Origin of the sequence: Streptomyces aurantiacus, from assembly GCF_001418335.1 — a bacterium.
Taxonomy (GTDB): domain Bacteria; phylum Actinomycetota; class Actinomycetes; order Streptomycetales; family Streptomycetaceae; genus Streptomyces; species Streptomyces aurantiacus.
The window spans coordinates 26,339-45,136 of record NZ_LIPP01000093.1 but is presented as its reverse complement, the minus strand read 5'-3'; the positions used below and the strand labels follow the sequence as shown (position 1 = coordinate 45,136).

General features: G+C 68.6%; 18 protein-coding genes and 1 pseudogene. 1 reads left to right on the top strand and 18 read right to left on the bottom strand.

The features are described from left to right. Nucleotides 1-236 precede the first annotated feature (236 nt). The 14 genes from AOK01_RS13760 to AOK01_RS13695 all read right to left on the bottom strand — a co-directional run bounded on the left by AOK01_RS13760 (nt 237) and on the right by AOK01_RS13695 (nt 13,190). Complete coding sequence (locus tag AOK01_RS13760; protein ID WP_055511296.1) at nt 237-878, bottom strand: 3-oxoacid CoA-transferase subunit B; 642 nt, start codon at nt 876-878, stop codon at nt 237-239. A 23-nt stretch (nt 879-901) separates the two neighbouring features. Beyond that, on the bottom strand, nt 902-1,636 hold the full coding sequence (locus tag AOK01_RS13755) for a CoA transferase subunit A (protein WP_055511288.1): 735 nt from the start codon (nt 1,634-1,636) through the stop codon (nt 902-904). Nucleotides 1,637-1,664: 28 nt separating this feature from the next. Next, nucleotides 1,665-2,372: an SDR family NAD(P)-dependent oxidoreductase gene (locus AOK01_RS13750; protein ID WP_055511287.1), complete on the bottom strand. Its 708-nt coding sequence runs from the start codon at nt 2,370-2,372 to the stop codon at nt 1,665-1,667. Beyond that, nucleotides 2,365-2,781, bottom strand: a complete 417-nt coding sequence (locus AOK01_RS13745; RefSeq protein ID WP_055511286.1) for an SRPBCC family protein — start codon at nt 2,779-2,781, stop codon at nt 2,365-2,367. The genes AOK01_RS13750 and AOK01_RS13745 overlap by 8 nt, the downstream gene beginning before the upstream one ends. A gap of 48 nt (nt 2,782-2,829) precedes the next feature. Next, nucleotides 2,830-3,480: an NADPH-dependent F420 reductase gene (locus AOK01_RS13740; protein ID WP_063792786.1), complete on the bottom strand. Its 651-nt coding sequence runs from the start codon at nt 3,478-3,480 to the stop codon at nt 2,830-2,832. Further along, nucleotides 3,477-4,235 (bottom strand): ABC transporter ATP-binding protein, encoded by a 759-nt coding sequence (locus tag AOK01_RS13735; RefSeq protein ID WP_055511284.1) that lies wholly within the window; start codon nt 4,233-4,235, stop codon nt 3,477-3,479. The genes AOK01_RS13740 and AOK01_RS13735 overlap by 4 nt, the downstream gene beginning before the upstream one ends. Continuing rightward, the gene (locus AOK01_RS13730) at nt 4,232-5,008 is read right to left on the bottom strand and encodes an ABC transporter ATP-binding protein (RefSeq protein WP_055511283.1); all 777 of its coding nucleotides are present in this window, start codon (nt 5,006-5,008) and stop codon (nt 4,232-4,234) included. The genes AOK01_RS13735 and AOK01_RS13730 overlap by 4 nt, the downstream gene beginning before the upstream one ends. A gap of 2 nt (nt 5,009-5,010) precedes the next feature. After that, nucleotides 5,011-6,999, bottom strand: coding sequence for an ABC transporter permease (locus AOK01_RS13725; protein ID WP_055511282.1), 1,989 nt, complete (start codon nt 6,997-6,999; stop codon nt 5,011-5,013). Nucleotides 7,000-7,028: 29 nt separating this feature from the next. Then, entirely contained in the window at nt 7,029-8,276 is a 1,248-nt protein-coding gene (locus AOK01_RS13720; protein ID WP_055511281.1) for an acyl-CoA dehydrogenase family protein, read from the bottom strand. A 97-nt stretch (nt 8,277-8,373) separates the two neighbouring features. Further along, the gene (locus tag AOK01_RS13715; RefSeq protein WP_063792785.1) at nt 8,374-9,702 is read right to left on the bottom strand and encodes an ABC transporter substrate-binding protein; all 1,329 of its coding nucleotides are present in this window, start codon (nt 9,700-9,702) and stop codon (nt 8,374-8,376) included. A gap of 130 nt (nt 9,703-9,832) precedes the next feature. Continuing rightward, the gene (locus tag AOK01_RS13710) at nt 9,833-10,144 is read right to left on the bottom strand and encodes a DUF6295 family protein (protein ID WP_063792784.1); all 312 of its coding nucleotides are present in this window, start codon (nt 10,142-10,144) and stop codon (nt 9,833-9,835) included. 11 nt (nt 10,145-10,155) lie between these two features. Continuing rightward, nucleotides 10,156-10,911, bottom strand: coding sequence for a dienelactone hydrolase family protein (locus tag AOK01_RS13705; protein ID WP_245702235.1), 756 nt, complete (start codon nt 10,909-10,911; stop codon nt 10,156-10,158). 31 nt (nt 10,912-10,942) lie between these two features. Then, complete coding sequence (locus AOK01_RS13700; protein ID WP_055511277.1) at nt 10,943-11,401, bottom strand: VOC family protein; 459 nt, start codon at nt 11,399-11,401, stop codon at nt 10,943-10,945. Nucleotides 11,402-11,441: 40 nt separating this feature from the next. After that, nucleotides 11,442-13,190, bottom strand: a complete 1,749-nt coding sequence (locus AOK01_RS13695) for an FAD-dependent monooxygenase (protein WP_281181349.1) — start codon at nt 13,188-13,190, stop codon at nt 11,442-11,444. A gap of 368 nt (nt 13,191-13,558) precedes the next feature. On the opposite strand from AOK01_RS13695, the pseudogene AOK01_RS46125 reads away from it, so the two are divergent. Beyond that, nucleotides 13,559-13,708 (top strand): annotated as a pseudogene (locus tag AOK01_RS46125) (FAD-dependent monooxygenase); the annotation flags it as partial. Between the two features lie 108 nt (nt 13,709-13,816). Here the strand turns inward: AOK01_RS46125 and AOK01_RS13690 are convergent. From AOK01_RS13690 to AOK01_RS13675, 4 genes are all read right to left on the bottom strand, one after another. After that, on the bottom strand, nt 13,817-14,608 hold the full coding sequence (locus AOK01_RS13690; RefSeq protein ID WP_055511275.1) for an MHYT domain-containing protein: 792 nt from the start codon (nt 14,606-14,608) through the stop codon (nt 13,817-13,819). Nucleotides 14,609-15,052: 444 nt separating this feature from the next. Then, complete coding sequence (locus tag AOK01_RS13685) at nt 15,053-15,940, bottom strand: dioxygenase family protein (RefSeq protein WP_055511274.1); 888 nt, start codon at nt 15,938-15,940, stop codon at nt 15,053-15,055. Further along, a complete protein-coding gene (locus AOK01_RS13680) occupies nt 15,937-16,992 on the bottom strand; it encodes a maleylacetate reductase (RefSeq protein WP_055511294.1) in 1,056 nt (351 codons plus the stop codon). The genes AOK01_RS13685 and AOK01_RS13680 overlap by 4 nt, the downstream gene beginning before the upstream one ends. A gap of 5 nt (nt 16,993-16,997) precedes the next feature. Then, nucleotides 16,998-18,791, bottom strand: coding sequence for an FAD-dependent oxidoreductase (locus tag AOK01_RS13675; RefSeq protein WP_055511273.1), 1,794 nt, complete (start codon nt 18,789-18,791; stop codon nt 16,998-17,000). Between the last annotated feature and the right edge of the window lie 7 nt (nt 18,792-18,798).

Genomic DNA, 18,798 nt, shown 5'->3' with positions numbered 1-18,798 from the left:
GCTGCTTCACATGACCTCCGATCCGTCTTGAAAAACTGACCATACTGTTCCGGCGCTGCGCTCTTTCCGCGTGATCCCCCGTCCGACGCTCGGGCGTGGAGCCGTCAACCGGCCGCGTCGTCCATGCGGAGACATGGACGACGCGCGTAGTGCTGCCGGACGGACCTCGCCTCGGCGCTGTCAGTTATGGCCCGAGGCACGCGCGAAGCGACCGGGGCGGGGGCTGTCGGTCCGGGTCACACTCCTTCACGGCTGTCGGCGAGTCGGGGTGCCACGACGACCGGAGCCGCCGTGGCGCCCAGCACGGAGTCGAGGTCGACGCCCGGGGCCAGCTCGACCAGCTCCAGCCCCTGCGCCGTCACATCCAGTACACCGAGATCGGTGATGACCCGATCGACCACGCCGCGACCGGTGAGTGGGAGCGTGCAGCACGGCAACAGCTTGGGCGAACCGTCCTTGGCGACGTGCTCCATGAGCACGATGACACGACCGGCGCCGCTCACCAGATCCATCGCTCCGCCCATCCCCTTCACCATGAGGCCCGGGATCATCCAGTTGGCCAGATCTCCGGTCGCCGAGACCTGCATTCCGCCGAGGATCGTGGTGTCCACGTGCCCTCCGCGGATCATGGCGAACGACATCGACGACGAGAAGAACGCCGCACCGGGCAACGTGGTCACCTGCTCGGTGCCGGCGTTGATCACGTCGGGATCCCCCTGGCCGCTCTCGGGATACGGCCCGACGGCCAGGACGCCGTTCTCGCTGTGGACCACCACATGGATGCCCGGCTCCAGGTACTGGGGTACCTGGGTGGGCAGTCCGATGCCGAGGTTGACGCACTCGCCGTCGCGCAGCTCCCGTGCGGCCCTCGCAGCCATCTCCGGGCGGGTCCAGCCGGCCTTCACTCGATCCTCCCGACGTTCACAGCCACCACTTTCTGGACGAAGACTCCCGGCAGGTGCACCGCGTCGGGATCGATCTCGCCGGGTTCCACCACCCGTTCCGCCTCGACCACCGTGACGCGCCCCGCCATGGCCACGTCCGGATTGAAGTTCATCGCCGCGGCATGGAAGACGGCGTTGCCATGACGGTCCGCGACCGCTGCCCTGACGAACGCGTAGTCGGTGACGATGCTCTCCTCCAGGACGAAGTCCCTGGCGCGACCCCGCACCATGAAGGTGCGGACCTCCTTCGCCGGCGACGCCACGGAGACATCGCCGCCCGCGTCGTAGCGCCGCGGGAGTCCTCCCTCGGCCACCACCGTGCCCACCCCGGTCGGAGTGAAGAAGGCCGCGATCCCCGCACCGCCGGCACGCAGGCGTTCGGCCAGCGTGCCCTGCGGCGTGAGTTCGACCTCGATCCTGCCGGCGAGGTACTGGCGGGCGAACTCCAGGTTCTGGCCGATGTAGGACGCGATGACCTTGCTGATGCGGCGCTCCTCCAGCAGTCGTACCAGCCCCGCACCGTTGATACCGCAGTTGTTCGTCACGACGGTGAGGTCCTTCGCGCCGTGGTCGAGCAGTGCCGCCACCAGCTCCCACGGGACGCCTGCCGTCCCGAACCCGCCCACCGCGATGCTCGCTCCGTCGGGGATGTCCCGGACAGCCGCTGCGGCGTGCTCGACTACTTTGTCCACAAGACGCTCTGTCTCCTCACGCTGTCGTTCACCGCAGCACCAGCCCCCCGTCCGGGCAGATGGTCTGCCCGGTAAGGGCCTCGGCCTCCCGTGAGACGAGGAAGCCCACGACCTCGGCCACGTCCTCGGGGACCAGGGGCCGTGGGAGTGCCTGCCGCGAGCGGACGCCCTCGGCCACGTTCGAGCCCAGTCCGGGCTCGGACACCGGGGGCGGCGTCATGCCGGGTGCGACACAGTTGACGGTGATGCCGTCTGCGCCCAGGGAACGGGCCAGCGCCCGCGCGGCGCCGATCAGGGCGCCCTTGGTCATGACGTACGGGAGCATGTCCGGCACCGGCGGCGGGTCGAAGAAGGTGTCCGACACGACCATCACGACCCGGCCGAAGTGATGTTCGGCCATGCTCGGCGTCAACTCCTGCAGGAGCCAGAGCGGAGCCTCGACGTTGACGGTCATCATCCGGCGCATGAGTGCGGCGTCGATGTCAGGCAGGGCGGCTCGCTCGAAGTTGACGCCGGCATGGACCAGCACGTCACAGCGTCCGTGCCGTTCCAGCACCGTGCGGGCCGCCGCACGGACCTGCTGCTCGTCCGCGAGATCGACGGCGTCGTCCCCGGCCCTGTCCAGGACGACGACACGGTGGCCCCGTGCCGTCAGTGCCTTGACGATCGCGCTGCCGATGAAGCCGGCGCCTCCGGTGACAAGGGCGACGGGTGCCCCGCCGTCGGCCTCATCCATTGAACTTGGCGTCGAGACCGGCGAGCGCCCCGTCGATGTCGGCCCCGATCCCGCCCCGGGCAGCGTCCTGCATCGGGTCGGGCACGTCGACCTCGATGGCGTACTCGACGTCGCTGCCGGCACCGGACCCGGTCACCGTGAACGTGGCGGCGAGCTTCTTCATCGGCGTCTTCTGGCCGGGGACGAGCTCGTAGGTGAGAGTGCGTGCCGCGTCGTCCTTGACCGAGATCCGGTCGAACACCGAGTCGCCGCGGGTGAAGTTGACCAGGCGATCGCCGTCGGGGTGCAGTTCGACGGAGGCGATGTGCGGCTGCCATGCGGCGTAGCCGCCGAAGTCACTCACGAACTCCCATACCTGGTCGGCCGGGGCCTTGAGTGCGATGGACTTGCTGACGTTGACAATGGCCATGATGTTCTCGCTTTCCTTGCGAAGGGGTGTGTTCGGTCTCGCTGGGTGCTAACGCACCTGTTCAAGGGCCTTTTCCAGGCGGGCCCTGGCATCCGTCGGCGTGATCATTTCGAGGGTTCCGGCCAACGGACCGGACATGCCCTGCAGCCAGCCGCCGGTGTGCAGGTCACCGGTGTCGACGGCTTCCCCGCCGATGCCGGCGATGAGCGCTCCGACGAGCGCCTTGGCGGCGTCGTCGTCCCCGGCCATGTACACGGCGTTGTCCTCGCCCGCCGACGGTCCCAGGCCCTTGACCAGGAACGGGATGGGCGTGGTGTTGAAGGCCTTGACCAGCCGTGCACCGGGTACGAACTCGGCGACGACCTCGCTGGAGACGCGGTCCCCGATGTCGATGAGGCCGTCGGGGCCGGGCTTGCTGCGGTTGTTGGTGGTGTCGACCACCACCACGCCGGACCAGTCCTCGACCACCGACACCGCCTCAGCGGTCCTGCCCCAGGGCGTGGCCAGAATGACGAGGTCGCTGCCCGCCACGGCGCCGGGTACATCGGCCGCACTGGTGTGCTCACCGAACCGAGCCGTCAACTCGGCCAGCGACTCGGGGCCTCGCGAGTTGGCGAGCACCACGTCGTGGCCAGCCTCCACGAAGAGACCCGTGAGCGCCTGACCCATGCGGCCGGCCCCGATGATGCCAATTTTCATTGCAGTTCTCCGTCTCGTTCTTCTTCACGGTCGGTTGTGGGTGTCCACTCCTGGCCACCCAGGTAGCTGGCCTGGATCACGCTGCGGTCCCGCCGCAGCACCGCGGCGTCGTGGCTGTCACTGCCGGCACCGTGGGCCATCAGATAGGCCCGGTCGGAAATCCCCAGGGCGAGGTGCACATGCTGCTCGACCATCAGGACGGCGCAGCCGCTCTCGTCGGCGTAGTTCCGGATCACCGGCAGCAACTGCTCGACGATCACTGGAGCCAACCCGAGACTGAGCTCGTCGAGCACCAGCAGCGAGGGCCTGCGGGCCAGGGCACGTCCCACCGCCAGCATCTGCTGCTCGCCGCCGGACAGGACCCCCGCCCGACGGTCGGCGATCGCCGGCAGCGCCGGGAAATACCGGTAGGCCATGTCCGGGTCGAGTCGCTCGCCGCGCGGTCCGAGCCTGAGATGCTCGGCCACGGTCAGTCCCCGGAACAGTCCCCGGTCCTCGGGAACGTGTGCGATGGCGCGGCGCGCTCGTGCGGCGGGGGTCAGTCCGGTCAGGTCCTGCCCGTTCATCGACACGGATCCCGCCGAGACCTTCACCAGACCGGAGAGGGCACGCAATGTCGTGGTCTTGCCTGCCCCGTTGGGGCCCAGCAGGGCCACCACCTCGCCCCTCCCGACCTCCAGATGGACGTCGCGAACGACGTCGGAGCTGCCGTAACCTGCGGTCAACCCCTTGATGCGCAGTACTGGTTCGGTCATGATTCCTCCCCGACCTTGATGTCGTCGGAGGCTGCCGATCCCAGATAGGCGGAGACCACCTTGGGGTCACGGCGCACGTCCGCCGGACGGCCTGTGGCGATGACCCGGCCGAACTCAAGGACGACCACGTGGTCGCACGTCGCGAACACGAGGTTGATGTCGTGGTCGATGAGCAGCATCGGGGTGCCCTGATCGCCGATTCGTCGCAGTTGTTTGCCGAGTTCCGCGCTCTCGTCGGTGTCGAGGCCGGCTGCCGGCTCGTCCAGCAACACCACTTTCGGCTCGCCGACGAAGGCCCGGGCCATGCCGACCAGCTTGCGTTGCCCCTCCGAAAGCTCGCCGGGCATCGCCTCGGCAAGGTCCATGATGCCGAGCGCCTCCAGGGCGTGGCCCACCGAGGGCTTGGCTGCGTCGCCGTTGACCACCAGCTCACGGAGCGTCGTCCAGGCCGTGGGCCGGCGGGCGGCGACAGCCAGGTTCTCCGCCACCGTGAGGGCGTCGAAGAGTTCCACGGCCTGCCACGTCCGGCCGAGGCCCGCTCGTACTCGGGCGTGTGGGCGCATCCGCCCGACGTCACGGCCTGCCACCTCGACGCTGCCCGTGCACCGTACGAAACCGGTCGCGGCATCGATGAACGTGGTCTTCCCCGCCCCGTTGGGGCCGATCAGGCCGACGATCTGGCCGGGGCCCACCTCGATGTCGACCTCGGAGAGCGCCTGCACTCCGCCGTACCGGACACCGACACCGCGCGCGGACAGAATCGGACTCGCCATGCTCACACACCTCCCTGCGGCTTGGCGCCCACCACGGACAGCGCCTTTTCCGCGCGTGAGGCACGGGCACGTCGCTCCCGCTTCAACGCCGAGGACACCAGCAGACCATCGGGGCGGAACCTCAGCTGGATGAGCAGGCCGGCCCCGATGATGAGCTGCATGTAGATGGAGACCCGGTTCTCCGGCAGGACCCAGGTCTGGAGGATGAGCGGGATCACCGCGCCGGCGGCGCCGAATCCGGCGAGCACCGCCCCCTGGCCCAGGGTCACCCCCAGTACGTAGACACTCGCGACGAGGGCGAGGGCGGTCATGGTGTCGTAGCTGTTCGCCGACACCGTGCGGAAGTCGTAGGCGTACAGCACGCCGGCGACACTGGCCAGGAAGGACGCGATGGCGAAGCCCTGGATCTTGACGGCACGCACGTTGACACCTGCCGCCGCGGCGGCTCGTTCGTTCGAGCGCACGGCCAGCATGCGGCGGCCCAGGTCTCCTCTGCGCAGATTCGCCACGAACAGGTAGAGCAACACGGTCACCACCAGAGCCAGGAAGCCGAAGACCGGACTGGGCTGCGACCCGTCCAGGCCACGGAAGGAGGCGTCGGTGCCGAGGTTGAAGCCGAACAGCGTCGGTGACTCGACGGAGGCACCTGTCTGACCACCGCCCCAGTCCGGATTGGCGAAGATGAACTGTTCGATGGCGATCGCGGCAGCCAGTGTCACCACGACCAGCGTGACGCCCCGCACCCTCAGCGCGCTGGCGCCGATGAGCACACCGAGCACGGTCGCCGTGGCGATCGCCAGGACCGGGCCCAGTGGAAAGCCGATGCCGTACTCGGCCCCGAGGTGCGAGAGCGTGAAGGCCGCGACTCCGGCCAGCGCCAGCTGGACCACCGAGAGCTGACCGACGTAGCCCATGATCACCACGAAGGAGAGACACAGGATGGTGGCCACCAGGCCGGTGATGACGGCCTGTCGGAAGTCGGAGGGGAGCACCACGAGGGCCACGGCACACGCGATGGCCACCGGGGCGATCCGTACGACGAGCCGGTCCTGGTTGGGCACCATCGGCAGGGACCGTTCCACCAGGTCGCCACGGAGCGGAAGGCCGGAGCCCCGCCACCACAGGGCGATGACGATGAGGAGGAACTCGGCCATCTGCTGCACACCCGGAATGGCGGAGCCGTTCTGGGTCGGGAACCACGACTCGTTCGACGCCTGGTAGAGCAACGACTCGCCGATCCCGATGAGCAGGCTGACGGCGCACGCGATACCGAACGAGGTGAACCGCGCGAACAGCGCCGCGGCCAGCGCCGGGATGATCAGCAGGGGCAGCGTGGTGGCGCTCAGCCCGACGATCGACGCGGCCAGCACTCCCACGAACCCGGTGGCCACATGTCCGAGAACGGAGTTGCCCAGCGAGATGGCGTCCGGCGACAGCCCGGCGAGAGCGGCCGAGCTCTCGCTCTCCGAGGCGGCCCGCGTCGCGAGCCCGAAGCCGGTGAAGCGGTAGACGACGGCGAGACCGCATGCCAGCACCACCACGATCCCGGCCAGGATGAACTGCGCTTCGGGCACCGCCACGCCGAAGACGGACACCACGTCACTGGTGAGGACCGACGGGCTGTTCAACGGCGAGGTGCCGAAGATCAGCAGGACGAGCGCCTGAGTCAGCAGCAGCACGCCCAAGGACGCCACAAGCTTGGCGAGCGGGGAGGCGCTGCGCAGTGGTCTCACGGCCACCAACTCCACGACCACGGCGTAGAGGGCCATGAACAGCAGCGTCAGGATCATCGCCGGGACGGTCTGCAGCGCGAACCCGAAGAACCCGGTGCGCAGCGCCCAGAACACATAGCCGGCGACCATGACCGTCGCACCCGCCGCCAGGTTGATGGAGCCGCTGCCCCGCCAGCTAAGCACCACACCCAGCGCGATGGCGGCGATGACCGCGCCCGAACCGAGTCCCAGCAGCGCGAAAAGAACAAGTGTCTCCATGAACTTTCTCCTTCGGCCGTGCCGCCGGCTCAGACGAGTCCGTCGGCCTTCAGGCCGAAGTGCTCCTTGGCCAGCACGGTGGCGAAGGTCTCCCACTGCAGCCCGACATTGGTCCGTGCCGTGGAGATGTCGCGGTAGTACCGCTGCATGCGCGAGCCGTTGGACCCTCCTTCGCTGGTTCCGGAGGTGCGAAACAGCAGCTCGACCGCTTCCCACGCGAGGTTGACGGCGTGGTGGGTGCTGGCGTGGATCTGCATCAGCCGCTCGGAGTCGAACCCCGTGTCGTCGGCAACCGCCTCCCGGCAGAGTTCCATGTAGAACTCGCTGTTGCGCAGGAGCACGTCTTTCGCCGCGCCGGCCTTGCCGCTGGCCAGACCCCAGTAGCGCTGGTAGTCGGCCGTCTCGAACCGCGGAATGCCGTGTGGGCCCGGTGTCTTCTTGGCGCGGATGATCCGCTCGTACTCGTCCAGCGCCGCGTAGGCACAGCCCACCAGCACCGCGGTGATCTCCAGTTGGAGGTAACCCATCGAGTGCCCGGCGTACATGGGATTCCCGTGCAGCCGGTAACCAGGTGTATCCGGCCTGCCGACGAACCCCAGCGGGTTTCCCCGGACGACGAACTCGTCGGGTATCACGGCTCCGTCGACCTCGATGCTGTTGGATCCACTGCCGCGCATCCCGAACGAACGGTGCCGCCAGTCGTCCATCAGGATCCAGTCCGCGCGCGGCACCAACGCCAGGCCCTGGGCGCCCGTCGGACCGTCGCCTTCGTCGAGGCGGACCGCGAGCATCGCATGGGTGGAGTACGGCGAGCCCGAGCAGTAGTCCCACGTACCCACGATCCGCCACGAGCCCTGCTCGGTTCGCGTGGCCGTGCCCATCGGGATGCCGCGCATGGGTGCGGCGAAGTCCCCGTCGGGCCCGATGGCCGCGGCCTGGGCGGCCTCGCCGTAGAGCCCACCGATCTGCAAGCCGTGCCCGGCCGCGAGGCACAGGCCCCAACCCGTGCCGGGACATCCGCGGGCGATCTCCACGACCACCCGCAAGAACGTGGGTACGTCGAACTCGTAACCGCCGTACCGTCGGGGCAGGAGGGTCCGGTAGAAGCCGGCCTGCCGGAAGAGCTCGTGGGTCTCCGGCGAGTAGGCGCCTCGCTCCTCCGTCGCTTCCTGTTCCTTGAGCAGTCGGTCCCGAAAGGCCGCCGCGTGTTGCACCAGGTCTTCGGGGCGCGGGTTCGGCTCGCGGGGCCGGATCGTGGCGCTGGTCGGGGCGCTCATGCTGTCTCCTCGTCTTCGCCCGCCGTGCGGGCACGCGTGGTCCGCAGGGGGTTGATCGTGTGGTTGGTGGTCGGCCTGAATTACGTGCCGTGCGCCGTCAGAGCCCGGATGGGGTGATCCAGTCGGTGGCCGCGGAGAAGGTGTTGCCGCCGGTGTGCTCGAAGACCCGGCTCTGGGCTCCGCAGAGTCCCGGCTGGTCGGTGTAGGCACCGCACTTCACCGTTTCGCTGCCCAGGAGCATCGGTCCCGAGAACGACGTGGCGGCCTTCGCCACGGTCTTCGTGGTCGCGTCCGCGCCACCGGCCGCGTTGAGGAACTTCGTCGCTGTCATGACCAGGCTCCAGGCGAGTGTCGCGTCGGAGTCGGTCCGGGCGTCCGTCTTCAGCGAAGCGGATTCCGACTGCTTGAGGTAGGCCCGCACATCGGTGAGGGTGGTGTCGGCGACGTTGGTCTGCGTCGACAGCTGCAGCCACTTGGGCGCTTCGCCACCCAGTCCCTGGGCGACCGCGTTGGAGAAGCAGAAGGAGCCGGTGGACACGATCGGAGCCTTCACCGCCAGGGACTCCAGTGCCTTCGCCGCCGCGACACAGTTCGGCGGGGACGACACCAGCGGTACGACCGCGTCGGCCGTCTGGACGCCGGCAGCGACCGCGGCTGCCGTGAGATTGGTCGTCGCCGGGTCGAACCCGACCGCCTTGAGCTTGATGCCGAGCTTCTTCAGATCCTTGCGGAGCACATCCACACCGTCGATGCTCTGTGCGTCCTGCGGATAGAAGACGGCCACGCTCTTGGCCTTGACCTCGTCGTCGAGGTAGGTCGCCAGCCCTCCGAAGATCGAGTCGGGATTGCCGTTGAAGATGAAGACGTTCTTGCCCTTGGCATCCGGCGTGCTGATCGAGTTCGACATCAGGATGGGCTTGCTGCCCTGGATGACCGCCCGCATGGACTGACCGCCGTTGATCAGCGTGCCGACGAGGACTGCCTTGATGTCGTCGTCGTTGGCCATCTTCAGTCCGCAGGAGTTTCCCTCCTGCTCGCTGTCCACCACGTAACAGGTGCTCAGCTCAAGCGGATGGCCGTCGACCCCGCCGAGTTTCTCGTTGATGTACTTCACCGCCGCCTGAGCACCGAGTGTGGCGCTCGGGTACTCCAGCGACCCGCCCTGCTGGTTGACCCATCCGATCTTGACCGGCGAGAGGCTGGTGTCGGCCGCCCCCGACTTGCCACCGGTGTAACCGGCCAGGTCCGTCACCGCCCAGGGGTCCGCGGAGCTGGAACTACGGGGGGAGGTGCTCCCACCGGCTGTGGCGGTGGCGTCCGAGTCGGCGCACCCGCCGGCGACCAGACCGAGCACCACGCTCAGTCCGGCAACAGCGATCCTTGTGCGCCGATAGGCCGGAATGTCTGCAAACACGTCCTTGTGCATGTGACTCCTTGCAACCCACACATTGTTCGGGGGCGGCCGTCGAGACCATCAAGGGAGGAATTAGCGTGGAATTTGATTCCACTAGATGGAATGCGGTGAACGTAGCAGTGTGCCCGGCACCACACAAGGGTTACGACGCGGTTTCGTGTTCCGAACCCGTCAGGACGTGCCGTTCGGCCGCGAGGTCCGCCCGGGCCTCCGGGCTTTCGAGGGCTGCCGTGATAGCTCGTACCAGTTCCCACGCCGAGGCGGCACTGAGCTCGATCCCGACCCGAGCGCCTACACCGGCGTCAGGGTCGACGAAATCGATGATCAACGCGTGGTCGTACGGAGCGCTGACGGGGTGGTCGTAGAAGACGTTGGCCCGCGTCACCTTCAACCAGTCCGGTACCCCCCGCGCCGCTCCGGCGATACCGATCTGTTCGGTCATCCATGTGCACATGCTGTCCTCCTTCAGCGCAGGTGCTCGTGGTAGAACCCGAAGACCCGCTCCCACCCGTCCACGGCCTGCTCCTGCCGGTAGTTGGGCTTGTCCGAGGCGAAGAACGCATGGCCGGCACCGTCGTAGCGGAAGAACTCGAACGACTTCCCGTGTTTCGTCAGCACGCGTTCCATCTCGTCGACCTGCTCCGGGGTGGGGTTGAGATCTTCGTTGCCGAAGATCCCCAGAAGTGGCATCGACATGTCCGGCGCCCTGTGGATGACGCCCTTCGGCGCCGGACCCGGGCGACTGGGATCGGGGGGTTGCGGGAAGATGCTCCCGCCCCAGCAGTCCACCGCCGCATCGAGGGAGGGCACGTCGCAGGCCGCCAGGAACGCCTGCCGGCCGCCGGAGCAGAAGCCGATCACGCCGACCTTGCCGTTGGCGCCGGGTTGCGCCCGCACGTACTCGGCGGCGCCGGCGATGTCGCCCATCACCTGCTCGTTCGGCATCGCCTTGGCGAGCCCCTCCGCACGTGCGGCGGCGGCGACGTCCGCCCAGTGCCCGGGACCGCGCCGGTGATAGAGGTGCGGAGAGATGGCCGTGTAGCCCCGGGACGCGAAGCGCCGCACCACCTCCTTGCACCACGGGTCGAGTCCGGGCGCGTGGTGGAGCACCACTACTCCAGGCGTCGGTTCGGCGGTCACGGGCCGGGCGAGGTAGCCCTCGATGACGGTGTCCTCGTGGCCTCTGAAGCCGACGACCTCGACGATCATGCCTTCTTTCAAGAGCTCTCTCCTCCCGGGAGGCACCGCCCGGTCACACCGACGCCTTCATGTCGTCCAGCACGCCGAGGAGCTCCGACTCGGACAGGAACAGGTCGATCGGCTGGCTGAAGGGCTGCGGCCAGTCGATGCCCGTGTGCCAATAGACCTCAACACGGTTGTCCTCGGGGTCGCGGAAGTAGCAACCGATCGCGTTGCCGTGGTTGTTGACGTGGTCGATCGAGTACTTCCGCTCGACGATCTGCGCGTAGAACTCCCGCAGGTCCGACAGCGACTCGACGACGAAGGACAGCTGCTGCGGGTCGGTGTGCCGCTCCGCGTTCTTCGCCAGGAGCAGTTCGTGGTGCTCCTCGCCGGGGCGCGAGCTCAGGAAGACGCGCCGCTCGTCGCGGTCGGTCACGGTCATACCGAGGAAGCCCGAGTAGAACTCAAGCATGACCTCCGGATCGGTGACGAAGAGACCGACGTGTCCGAGACGGGTGACCTTGGGCATGGTGAACTCCTTTGTGTGGTGAGGCGCCGACCGGCGCGATTCACGGGGTGACGGTCGCCGACCAGGCCGACGACCCGGTGACGACGTCGAGCAGACGGTCGACGTCGCCGAGCTCATGACCTCGCCAGGCGACGTGGTGGTCCGAGCGGAGCAACGTCGCGGGTGCCAGGTAGAGGTCGTGCAGGGCAGCCCGGTCGGGCTCGCCGGGCGCGACCACGTCGAGCGGTACACCGCGCGCGGCGGCCGCCCGGCGCAGCGGCCCGGTCTCAATGTCGTCCAGCACCAGGAGGGTGAACCCCTGGCCGATGTGGTCGTAGAGCGAAGAACCGTCCTTGAGCCAGTGGTGGGGAGCCCGGTTACCGGGCGCCGCCGAGGGGACGTAGTCCTCGAAGTCAGCCGCCGGCTCCTCCACGCCGTCGCGCAGGATGATCGGCGAGCTGGAGTACCGGTAGCCCAGTTGGCCGCCCATGCGCTTGAACTGTCGGGCCTTCTGCACCCGGATGTCCTCGGCGACCTCGGCGCGCACGGCATCCCCTCGCGGACCCGGGTCCTCTATACCGTCGCGCACCAACTGCGACGCGCCCACGGCCTGGTTGCGCTCGCAGCCGTCGAGGATGAACCGGGCCGCTTCGCCCCGCTCGATGCTGTAGCTCGCCAGGAGCAGGGGGCCGCCCCAGCCCTGGACGAGCGCCCCGAGCTTCCATCCGAGGTCGGCGGCGTCCCCGATGCCGATGTTCATACCGAACCCGCCCATCGGGGAGACCAGGTGGGCGGCGTCTCCCGCCAGCAGCACCCGGCCGAAGTCGTAGCGCGGTGCCTGCATCGAGTGGGTGATGAACGTCCCGCCCTCCAACGGCTCGACCTCGAACTCGGCGCCGACCGCACGGAAGAGCATGTCGCGGCATGCCTCCCAGTCGTCGCCGTCGATGTGGTCGGGAACCGGCGAACAGAAGTACGCCCACTGGTCCTCGCCGGACTGCGGTACCAGGCTGTCGCAGGAGCGGTCCTCGTTGTAGAAGAGCGTCATGGACACCATGGGTGAGGCCTTCCAGTGCTCGGCGAGCCCGGGGGCACGCAGATGCCAGAGGAAGCTCCGCGCCAGGTTGGCCTTGCCCTCCAAGCGCACATTGAGGATCCGGCCACGCAGCCGGGACCGGCTTCCGTCCGCGGCCACGAGGTAGCTACCGCGGAACGTCCGCGGCCCGTCGGGCCCGGTCACGTGCACGGTGACACCGTCGTCGTCCTGCTCGAACGACTCGACCTCATGCCCGAAGCGCACATCGATCAGCGGGAGTTCCGCGGCCCGGGCCCGCAGGGTCTTCTCGATCGCCTCATTGGGCGCCCACTCGGCGACCTCCGAGGCGACCGGCAGCCGCTCGGACCACTCGTAGGCCCGGGGGAAGTGCTGGATCAGATGCCCGTTCAATCGTGTCACGAAGGCCACGTCCCGCTGGATCCGCGGACTCACGGGGTCGTTCTCCCGCAGTGCGTCAGCGATCCCCCAACGGCGAAAGTGCTCCATCGAACGGACGTTTGTCATGTTGGTGCGAGCCGAGAAGCGGTCTCCTTCGGCGCGGCTTTCGAAGACCACGCTGGCCACACCACGCTGCGCCAGGTCGATGGCGAGCGCCATCCCAACAGGCCCGCCTCCGGCAATCGCCACCGAGGTCGACGCCTCAACAGGTGCCGTGCTCACACTTGACCTCCATTCCGTCAGGTGAAATCTGTTTCCAAAGTAGACCTCAGGTCGCGTCGTGTCGAGTGCCCGGCAGGCAGTTCTTTCGTCCATGTCTCGCGCGGGTTACTTCGCCGGGCAGAGCGCATGGACATCGACAGGGGCCGGACCGGCGCCGGCAAGGACCGGCTCGGTGCCGAAGCGCGTCCAGACGCCCACGCGAACAGGAGTGGGACCTCCGCGGAGCGGGGGTCTGGAAGCTCCGGGCGGGCGGCCCCCCCGTACACCTGTCAAATCGGCCCTCACGGTGTTCACGTCCAGGGCACGTGACGGTGCGACCGTGGGCCAGGGCCTCCCCCGAGCCCCGCACAGGTCCGGCGGAGACTGCACGAGAGCCCCTCAGATCCACGACACCAACCCTGGTCGCGGACAGCGGGCCCGTCGGCGGCACCGCGGCGCTGTAGCCGGCCACCTACGGTGTACACACTCAGCCGGTGACCAAGTGCGGTCGGCCCGCGGGCACTCCGCGCGCCCACATCACCGACCAGAGCACGACAGAGATCCTCCGACGCCTCGGAATCGACAAGGAGGCGTTGGAGAGGGGCACTTCGAGCTGTCTCATGGGCGCCGATGTGTTCGCCACTTCGCTCGGACGCATCCACACCGTGGGCACCGGCGACGAGAACCTGACCGAGCACGCCGACCAGTTGGTCGAACCGGTTGACGGGCAACCAGGACGCCTACTGCACGGGGTGGGCGGAGTCGGCCCCGCGCGGTGCCGATGCCGCCCGGTCCAGGTCTTCGTCACCGCTCATCATGTCGGGGTCGAACATGACGATGGTCGTGGCGATCAGGAGGACGGTGAGCGGACCGGCGAGCATGGCCATGAGGAACCCCAGATTGCTGCTCGACTCCTCAGCCGCGGCCCGGCCGGTGAGCTGGACGGAGAGGGCGGCCATGCCCATGTAGTGCATGCCGGTCACCGCCACCCCCATGATCAGACTCGCGCCCATGCTGGACCACAGGGCATGGATGGAGACCGCCGCCCACAGTGCCGCCGTGGCGATCACGATGGTGAAGAGGAAGGTGAGAATCACGATGCGACCGTCGTAGTGGAGGCTGCCGTCGACCTTGATGGCGCTCATACCGAGGCCGTGCATGGTCACCACCCCGTTCCCGGTGATGATGCCGGCCGTCACCAGGGTCGACGGGGAGCGGCCTCGGTAGCCGACGAGGAACATGCCGCCGGCGACGCAGGCGATGACGACCACGAGGCTGAGTAGCGTCTGGTCCCGGTCGTAGTGGACCGCCGCGCCTTTGATGTCGAAGCCGATCATGGCGATGAAGTGCATGGCCCAGATTCCGCAGCCGAACGATACGGCGCCCAGGGCCAGCCATCTCGCCCTGTGGTGGGGGCGTCGCAGCGATCGTGTGGTGCACCGCAGCCCGAGAGCGGCCCCGACGGTGGCCATCAGGTAGGCGGCGATCGGCGTCACGAGGCCGTAGTCGAAGTTGGAGACGGTGGCGGTCACACAGGTTCCCTTCGTGCGGGACGGCGGGACGAGCCGCGACCGGGCGGAGCGGAGCGGTCCGCTGAGTCCCGCTGAAGTCGGGGCAGGGGTGTGGGCGGTCACGGTGAGCGCGGGGTGTATCCGTGCCCGCCCGTGCCGCACGTGTGTTGGGGCCCGGCGGCCGGGACCGGAGCGCACGGCGGCCCCGCTGGGTCAGCGGGGCACAGGGAACGGGACGGTCGGTTCAGGCCACCTCGGGCTCCGAGCTGTCGGAGGCCACGGCGGCCGGACGCCGCAGGCAGCGGACCTGGCTACGCTCGTTCGGCGGCCCGGTACTGGCCGCGGTGGAGGACGGTGTTCACGGGCCCGGGCTCACCCGTCACTTCGTCGCGTGGGCCGCCCGGTTCGGCAGCCCCACCAGCCTCCCGCGAACGCGCGTCGGCCGGTGGGAAGCACACCGAACGGTCACGTACCGGCCGGGGCCAGCACGATGTCGAAGGAGACCCTCGACCATGAACCGTCGACCGCGTGACCGTCCGGCGTCGGAGAGCCGGGGGTTTGGCGTTCGAACACCTTCACCAGGGACGACTTGACCCCGAACACCGTGTCCGAGTCGAGCAGTTCGTCGCCGTGGACGAAGATGTGGGTGACCAGCGTGCGCTGTCCTGCGGCGCTGACCATGAAGTGCAGGTGCGAGGCTCGCATGGGCGATCGGCCGACGGCCGCGAGCATCCTGCCCACGGGACCGTCGTGGGGGATAGGGTACGGCGTCGGTGTGACGCCCCAGAACGAGTAGCGTCCCTCGGTATCGGTGAACAGATGACCGCGGCCTGCGGTCCGGCCGTCGTCGTGCTGGACGTCGTAGAGGCCTTCCGCGTCGGCCTCCCAGACCTCGATGCGAGCGCCGGCGACCGGGTGTCCGTCGCTGTCGGAGACGGTGCCCTCGACCCAGCACGGTTCGCCGGTCGCGCCGGCCGAGATGGAGCCGCCGACGGGGATCTCAGGGCTGTTCTCGACGAAGAACGGACCGAAGACCGTCGCCTCGGTGGCGTCGCCGTACGCCTCGTTGTTGATGCCGATGGTCTGCATGGAAAGGCCGAGTACGTCGGAGAGCAGGATGAATTCCTGGCGTTTGTCGTCCGTGATGTGCCCGGCTGCGGTGAGGAACTCGATTCCCCTGGTCCACTCTTCCTCGGTCAGGCGGACGTCGCGGGCGAAGGCATGCAGATGGTGCGTGAGCGAGGTCATCAGCTGCTTGAGCCGGGGGTCGGGGCAGTCGTCGAACGAACTTACAACGCGCGCGACCAGGTCCGCCTCGCGACGCTCCTGTTCCGCGGAGACAGTGTCGGTCATCGGGGCTCTGCTCCTTCCCAGGCCGCACGCAGCAGCCCGGTGATGTTGTCGGAGGTCACGGGGGTCGGATTGCCCGGCGGCGCGGCGGCGAGGATCGCTTCCGCGGCGGGGGCGATGCCGGACTCCGGCATGCCGTAGTCGCGAAGAGCCCGGGGCGCGTCGAGCCGAGTGCGCAGTCGGGCGAGCCCGCCGGTCGCGGACCCGGCGTCGAAGGCGGCTGCGATACGTCGTTCGGCCTCCGGCGCCGCCGGCGCGTTGAAGGCGAGTACATGAGGAAGGACGACGGCATGGGTCTGGGCGTGCGGAAGGTCGAACATGCCGCCGAGCACGTGACAGATCTTGTGGTGGAGTCCCGATCCCGCAGAGGCGAACGCCACCGCGGAGAGGTAGGCGCCGTACAGCGCGTGTTCACGCCCGTCGAGGCCGCCCGGCTCGTCGGCGACCAGCGGCAGTCCGATGCGCAGGGCCCGGATCCCCTCGCCGGCCAGTGCCCGGTCGATCGGGTCGGCCCGTGGGGCCCACATCGAGTCGACGCAGTGGGCCAGGGCGTTGAGGCCGGACGCCACGCTCAGGTCGACCGGCAGGGTGAGCATGAGCGTCGCGTCGTACACGATCGTTCGCGGGAGTACCCGGGGGTCGGTGCCGGTGGTCTTCCGGGCGTGCTCGGTGAGTCCCCAGACGTTGGTGGCCTCCGAGCCCGCGTACGTGGTCGGCACCGCGACGATGGGCAGACCTGTGGTGAGCGCCACGGCCTTGGCCAGGCCGGTCGTCGAGCCGCCGCCGATGCAGACGAGGGCGTCGACGCGATGGGCGCCGGCCTGTTCTCTGGCCCGCTCGGCGACCTCGACCGGCACGTGCATGGCCACCTCGTGGTGCCAGTGCGCCACGGGCAACTGCGCGGCGATCCGGTGGGCGAGTTCGCGTTCGGACTCCGCGGCGATCACCATGACCCGCGCCGCGCCGAGCTCCTTGATCTCGTCCACCAGGTTCTCCGCTGCCGCGGCTGAGGCGAACCGCACCCGCTGCGCGAGTGTCTCGTGGTCGAACCGCATGTCGTTCACGCCTTTCCCAGGATCTGGCGCATCGCCGTACGCAGAGCGCCCTCGGGGTCCTCGGGCAAGGTCACCGAGCGCCAGGCGATGTGCTTGTCGGGCCGCACCAGTACGGCACCGCTCTCGTCGATCTCGCGCAGCTTCGCCCAGTCGTAGTAGAGGTCGGTGACCTCCTGGCCCGGCCCGATGACGACGGTGCCGAGCGGAATCCCGAACTCGTGCGCGACTTTGTCGACCACCGAGGCCCACGCTTCGCCGGCGATGCCGGTGACGAGGGTGAAGCGGTCGTAGGGGGCGAGGTCCATCATCGCCGTCCTGTGCATGGTGTCACCGACCCAGGCGTGCGGCAGGCGCGAGCCGGGCACGGTGGACATCTCGTAGTACAGGTCGGCATCACGGCCGGGCGCGGGCAGCGAAGATCCGTCGGAGACGATCGCGGCCGACCGGTAGAACTGCCCGAGGTCCACCCCGTGGGCGTTGAACTCGTAGTTCTTGAGTTCCATCGCGGCGACCAGGGCGGCGCGCTTGGCCGCGCCCTCGGGCGTGTTGGCCTTCCGCTCCTCGATCGCCGCGACCATCTCGGCCTCCGTCGTGGCGTCGAGCAGTCCGAGCACCTCGAAGAACTGCACGAACTCACGGCTGGACCGGTTCGCCCGTCGGACGATGCGCTCGGCGACCGGCGCCCGCTCGGCCGAGTAGGTGTCGAGCAGACTCCGGTCGGCCTGACCGCGCAGCACGAGGGCGAGCTTCCAGGCCAGGTTGTAGGAGTCCTGGATCGAGGTGTTGGAGCCCAGCCCGTTGCTCGGCGGATGCCGGTGGATCGCGTCCCCGGCGCAGAAGACGCGGCCCTTCTGCAGGTGCTTGGCGTACATCTCGTTGTTGCCCCACAGGCTGGTGCCGGTGATCTCGACGTCGATGTCGGGCATACCGAGGAGATCGCGCACGATCTGGGTCGCGGCCGCCTCGTCGACGGCGGGCGGCTCCTCGTTGATGTCGTAGCCCCAGACGATCAGCCACTCGTTCCACGGACGCACCATGCGCACCAGGCCGGCCCCGATGCCTCCGACGTTCGCCCCCGGCTGGATCACCCAGTAGAGGACAGAGGGCCGGTGCCCGACGTAACGCTCGATGTCGGCCTTGAACGTGATGTTCATCGACCCGGCGATGTCCATCGCGCCTTCGTACGGCAGGCCGATGTCCGCGGCGACCTTGGACCGGGCACCGTCGGCGCCGATCAGGTATTTGGCCCGGATGGTGTACTCCGCACCGGTCAGCCGGTCCCTGGCCAGGACGTCGACGCCGTCCGCGTCCTGCACGTGCGAGAGGTACTCCGTGGAGAACCGCGTCTGCGTGCCTCGCACGGTCGCGTTCTTGACCAGGATCGGCTCAAGGTAGTTCTGCGGGATGTCCACCACGAGGCAAGGCGACGCCAGTTGGTAGTCGGCTTCACGCGCCGGGTGGGTTCCCCAGGTATGGATACGCCCGATCTCCTCACCGGCGATCGACGTACAGAAGACCGTGTCGCCGACCAGGTGGTGCGGCGTGGCGTCGGCGAGGACCTGATCCTCGATGCCCATGTCCCGGAAGATCTCCATCGCCCGCTGGTTGGTGATGTGCGCCCTCGGCGTGTTCGCCGTCCACCGGTACTTCGTGATCACCATGTTGTCGACGCCCAGCGTCGAGAGGAGCAACGCCGCCGACGCGCCGGCCGGTCCGGAGCCGACGATGAGGACGTCGGTCTCGACCACCGACGACACGGGCGTACGGGTCTCGGTCTGACCATCGTCGAACACGGGCATGTGCCAC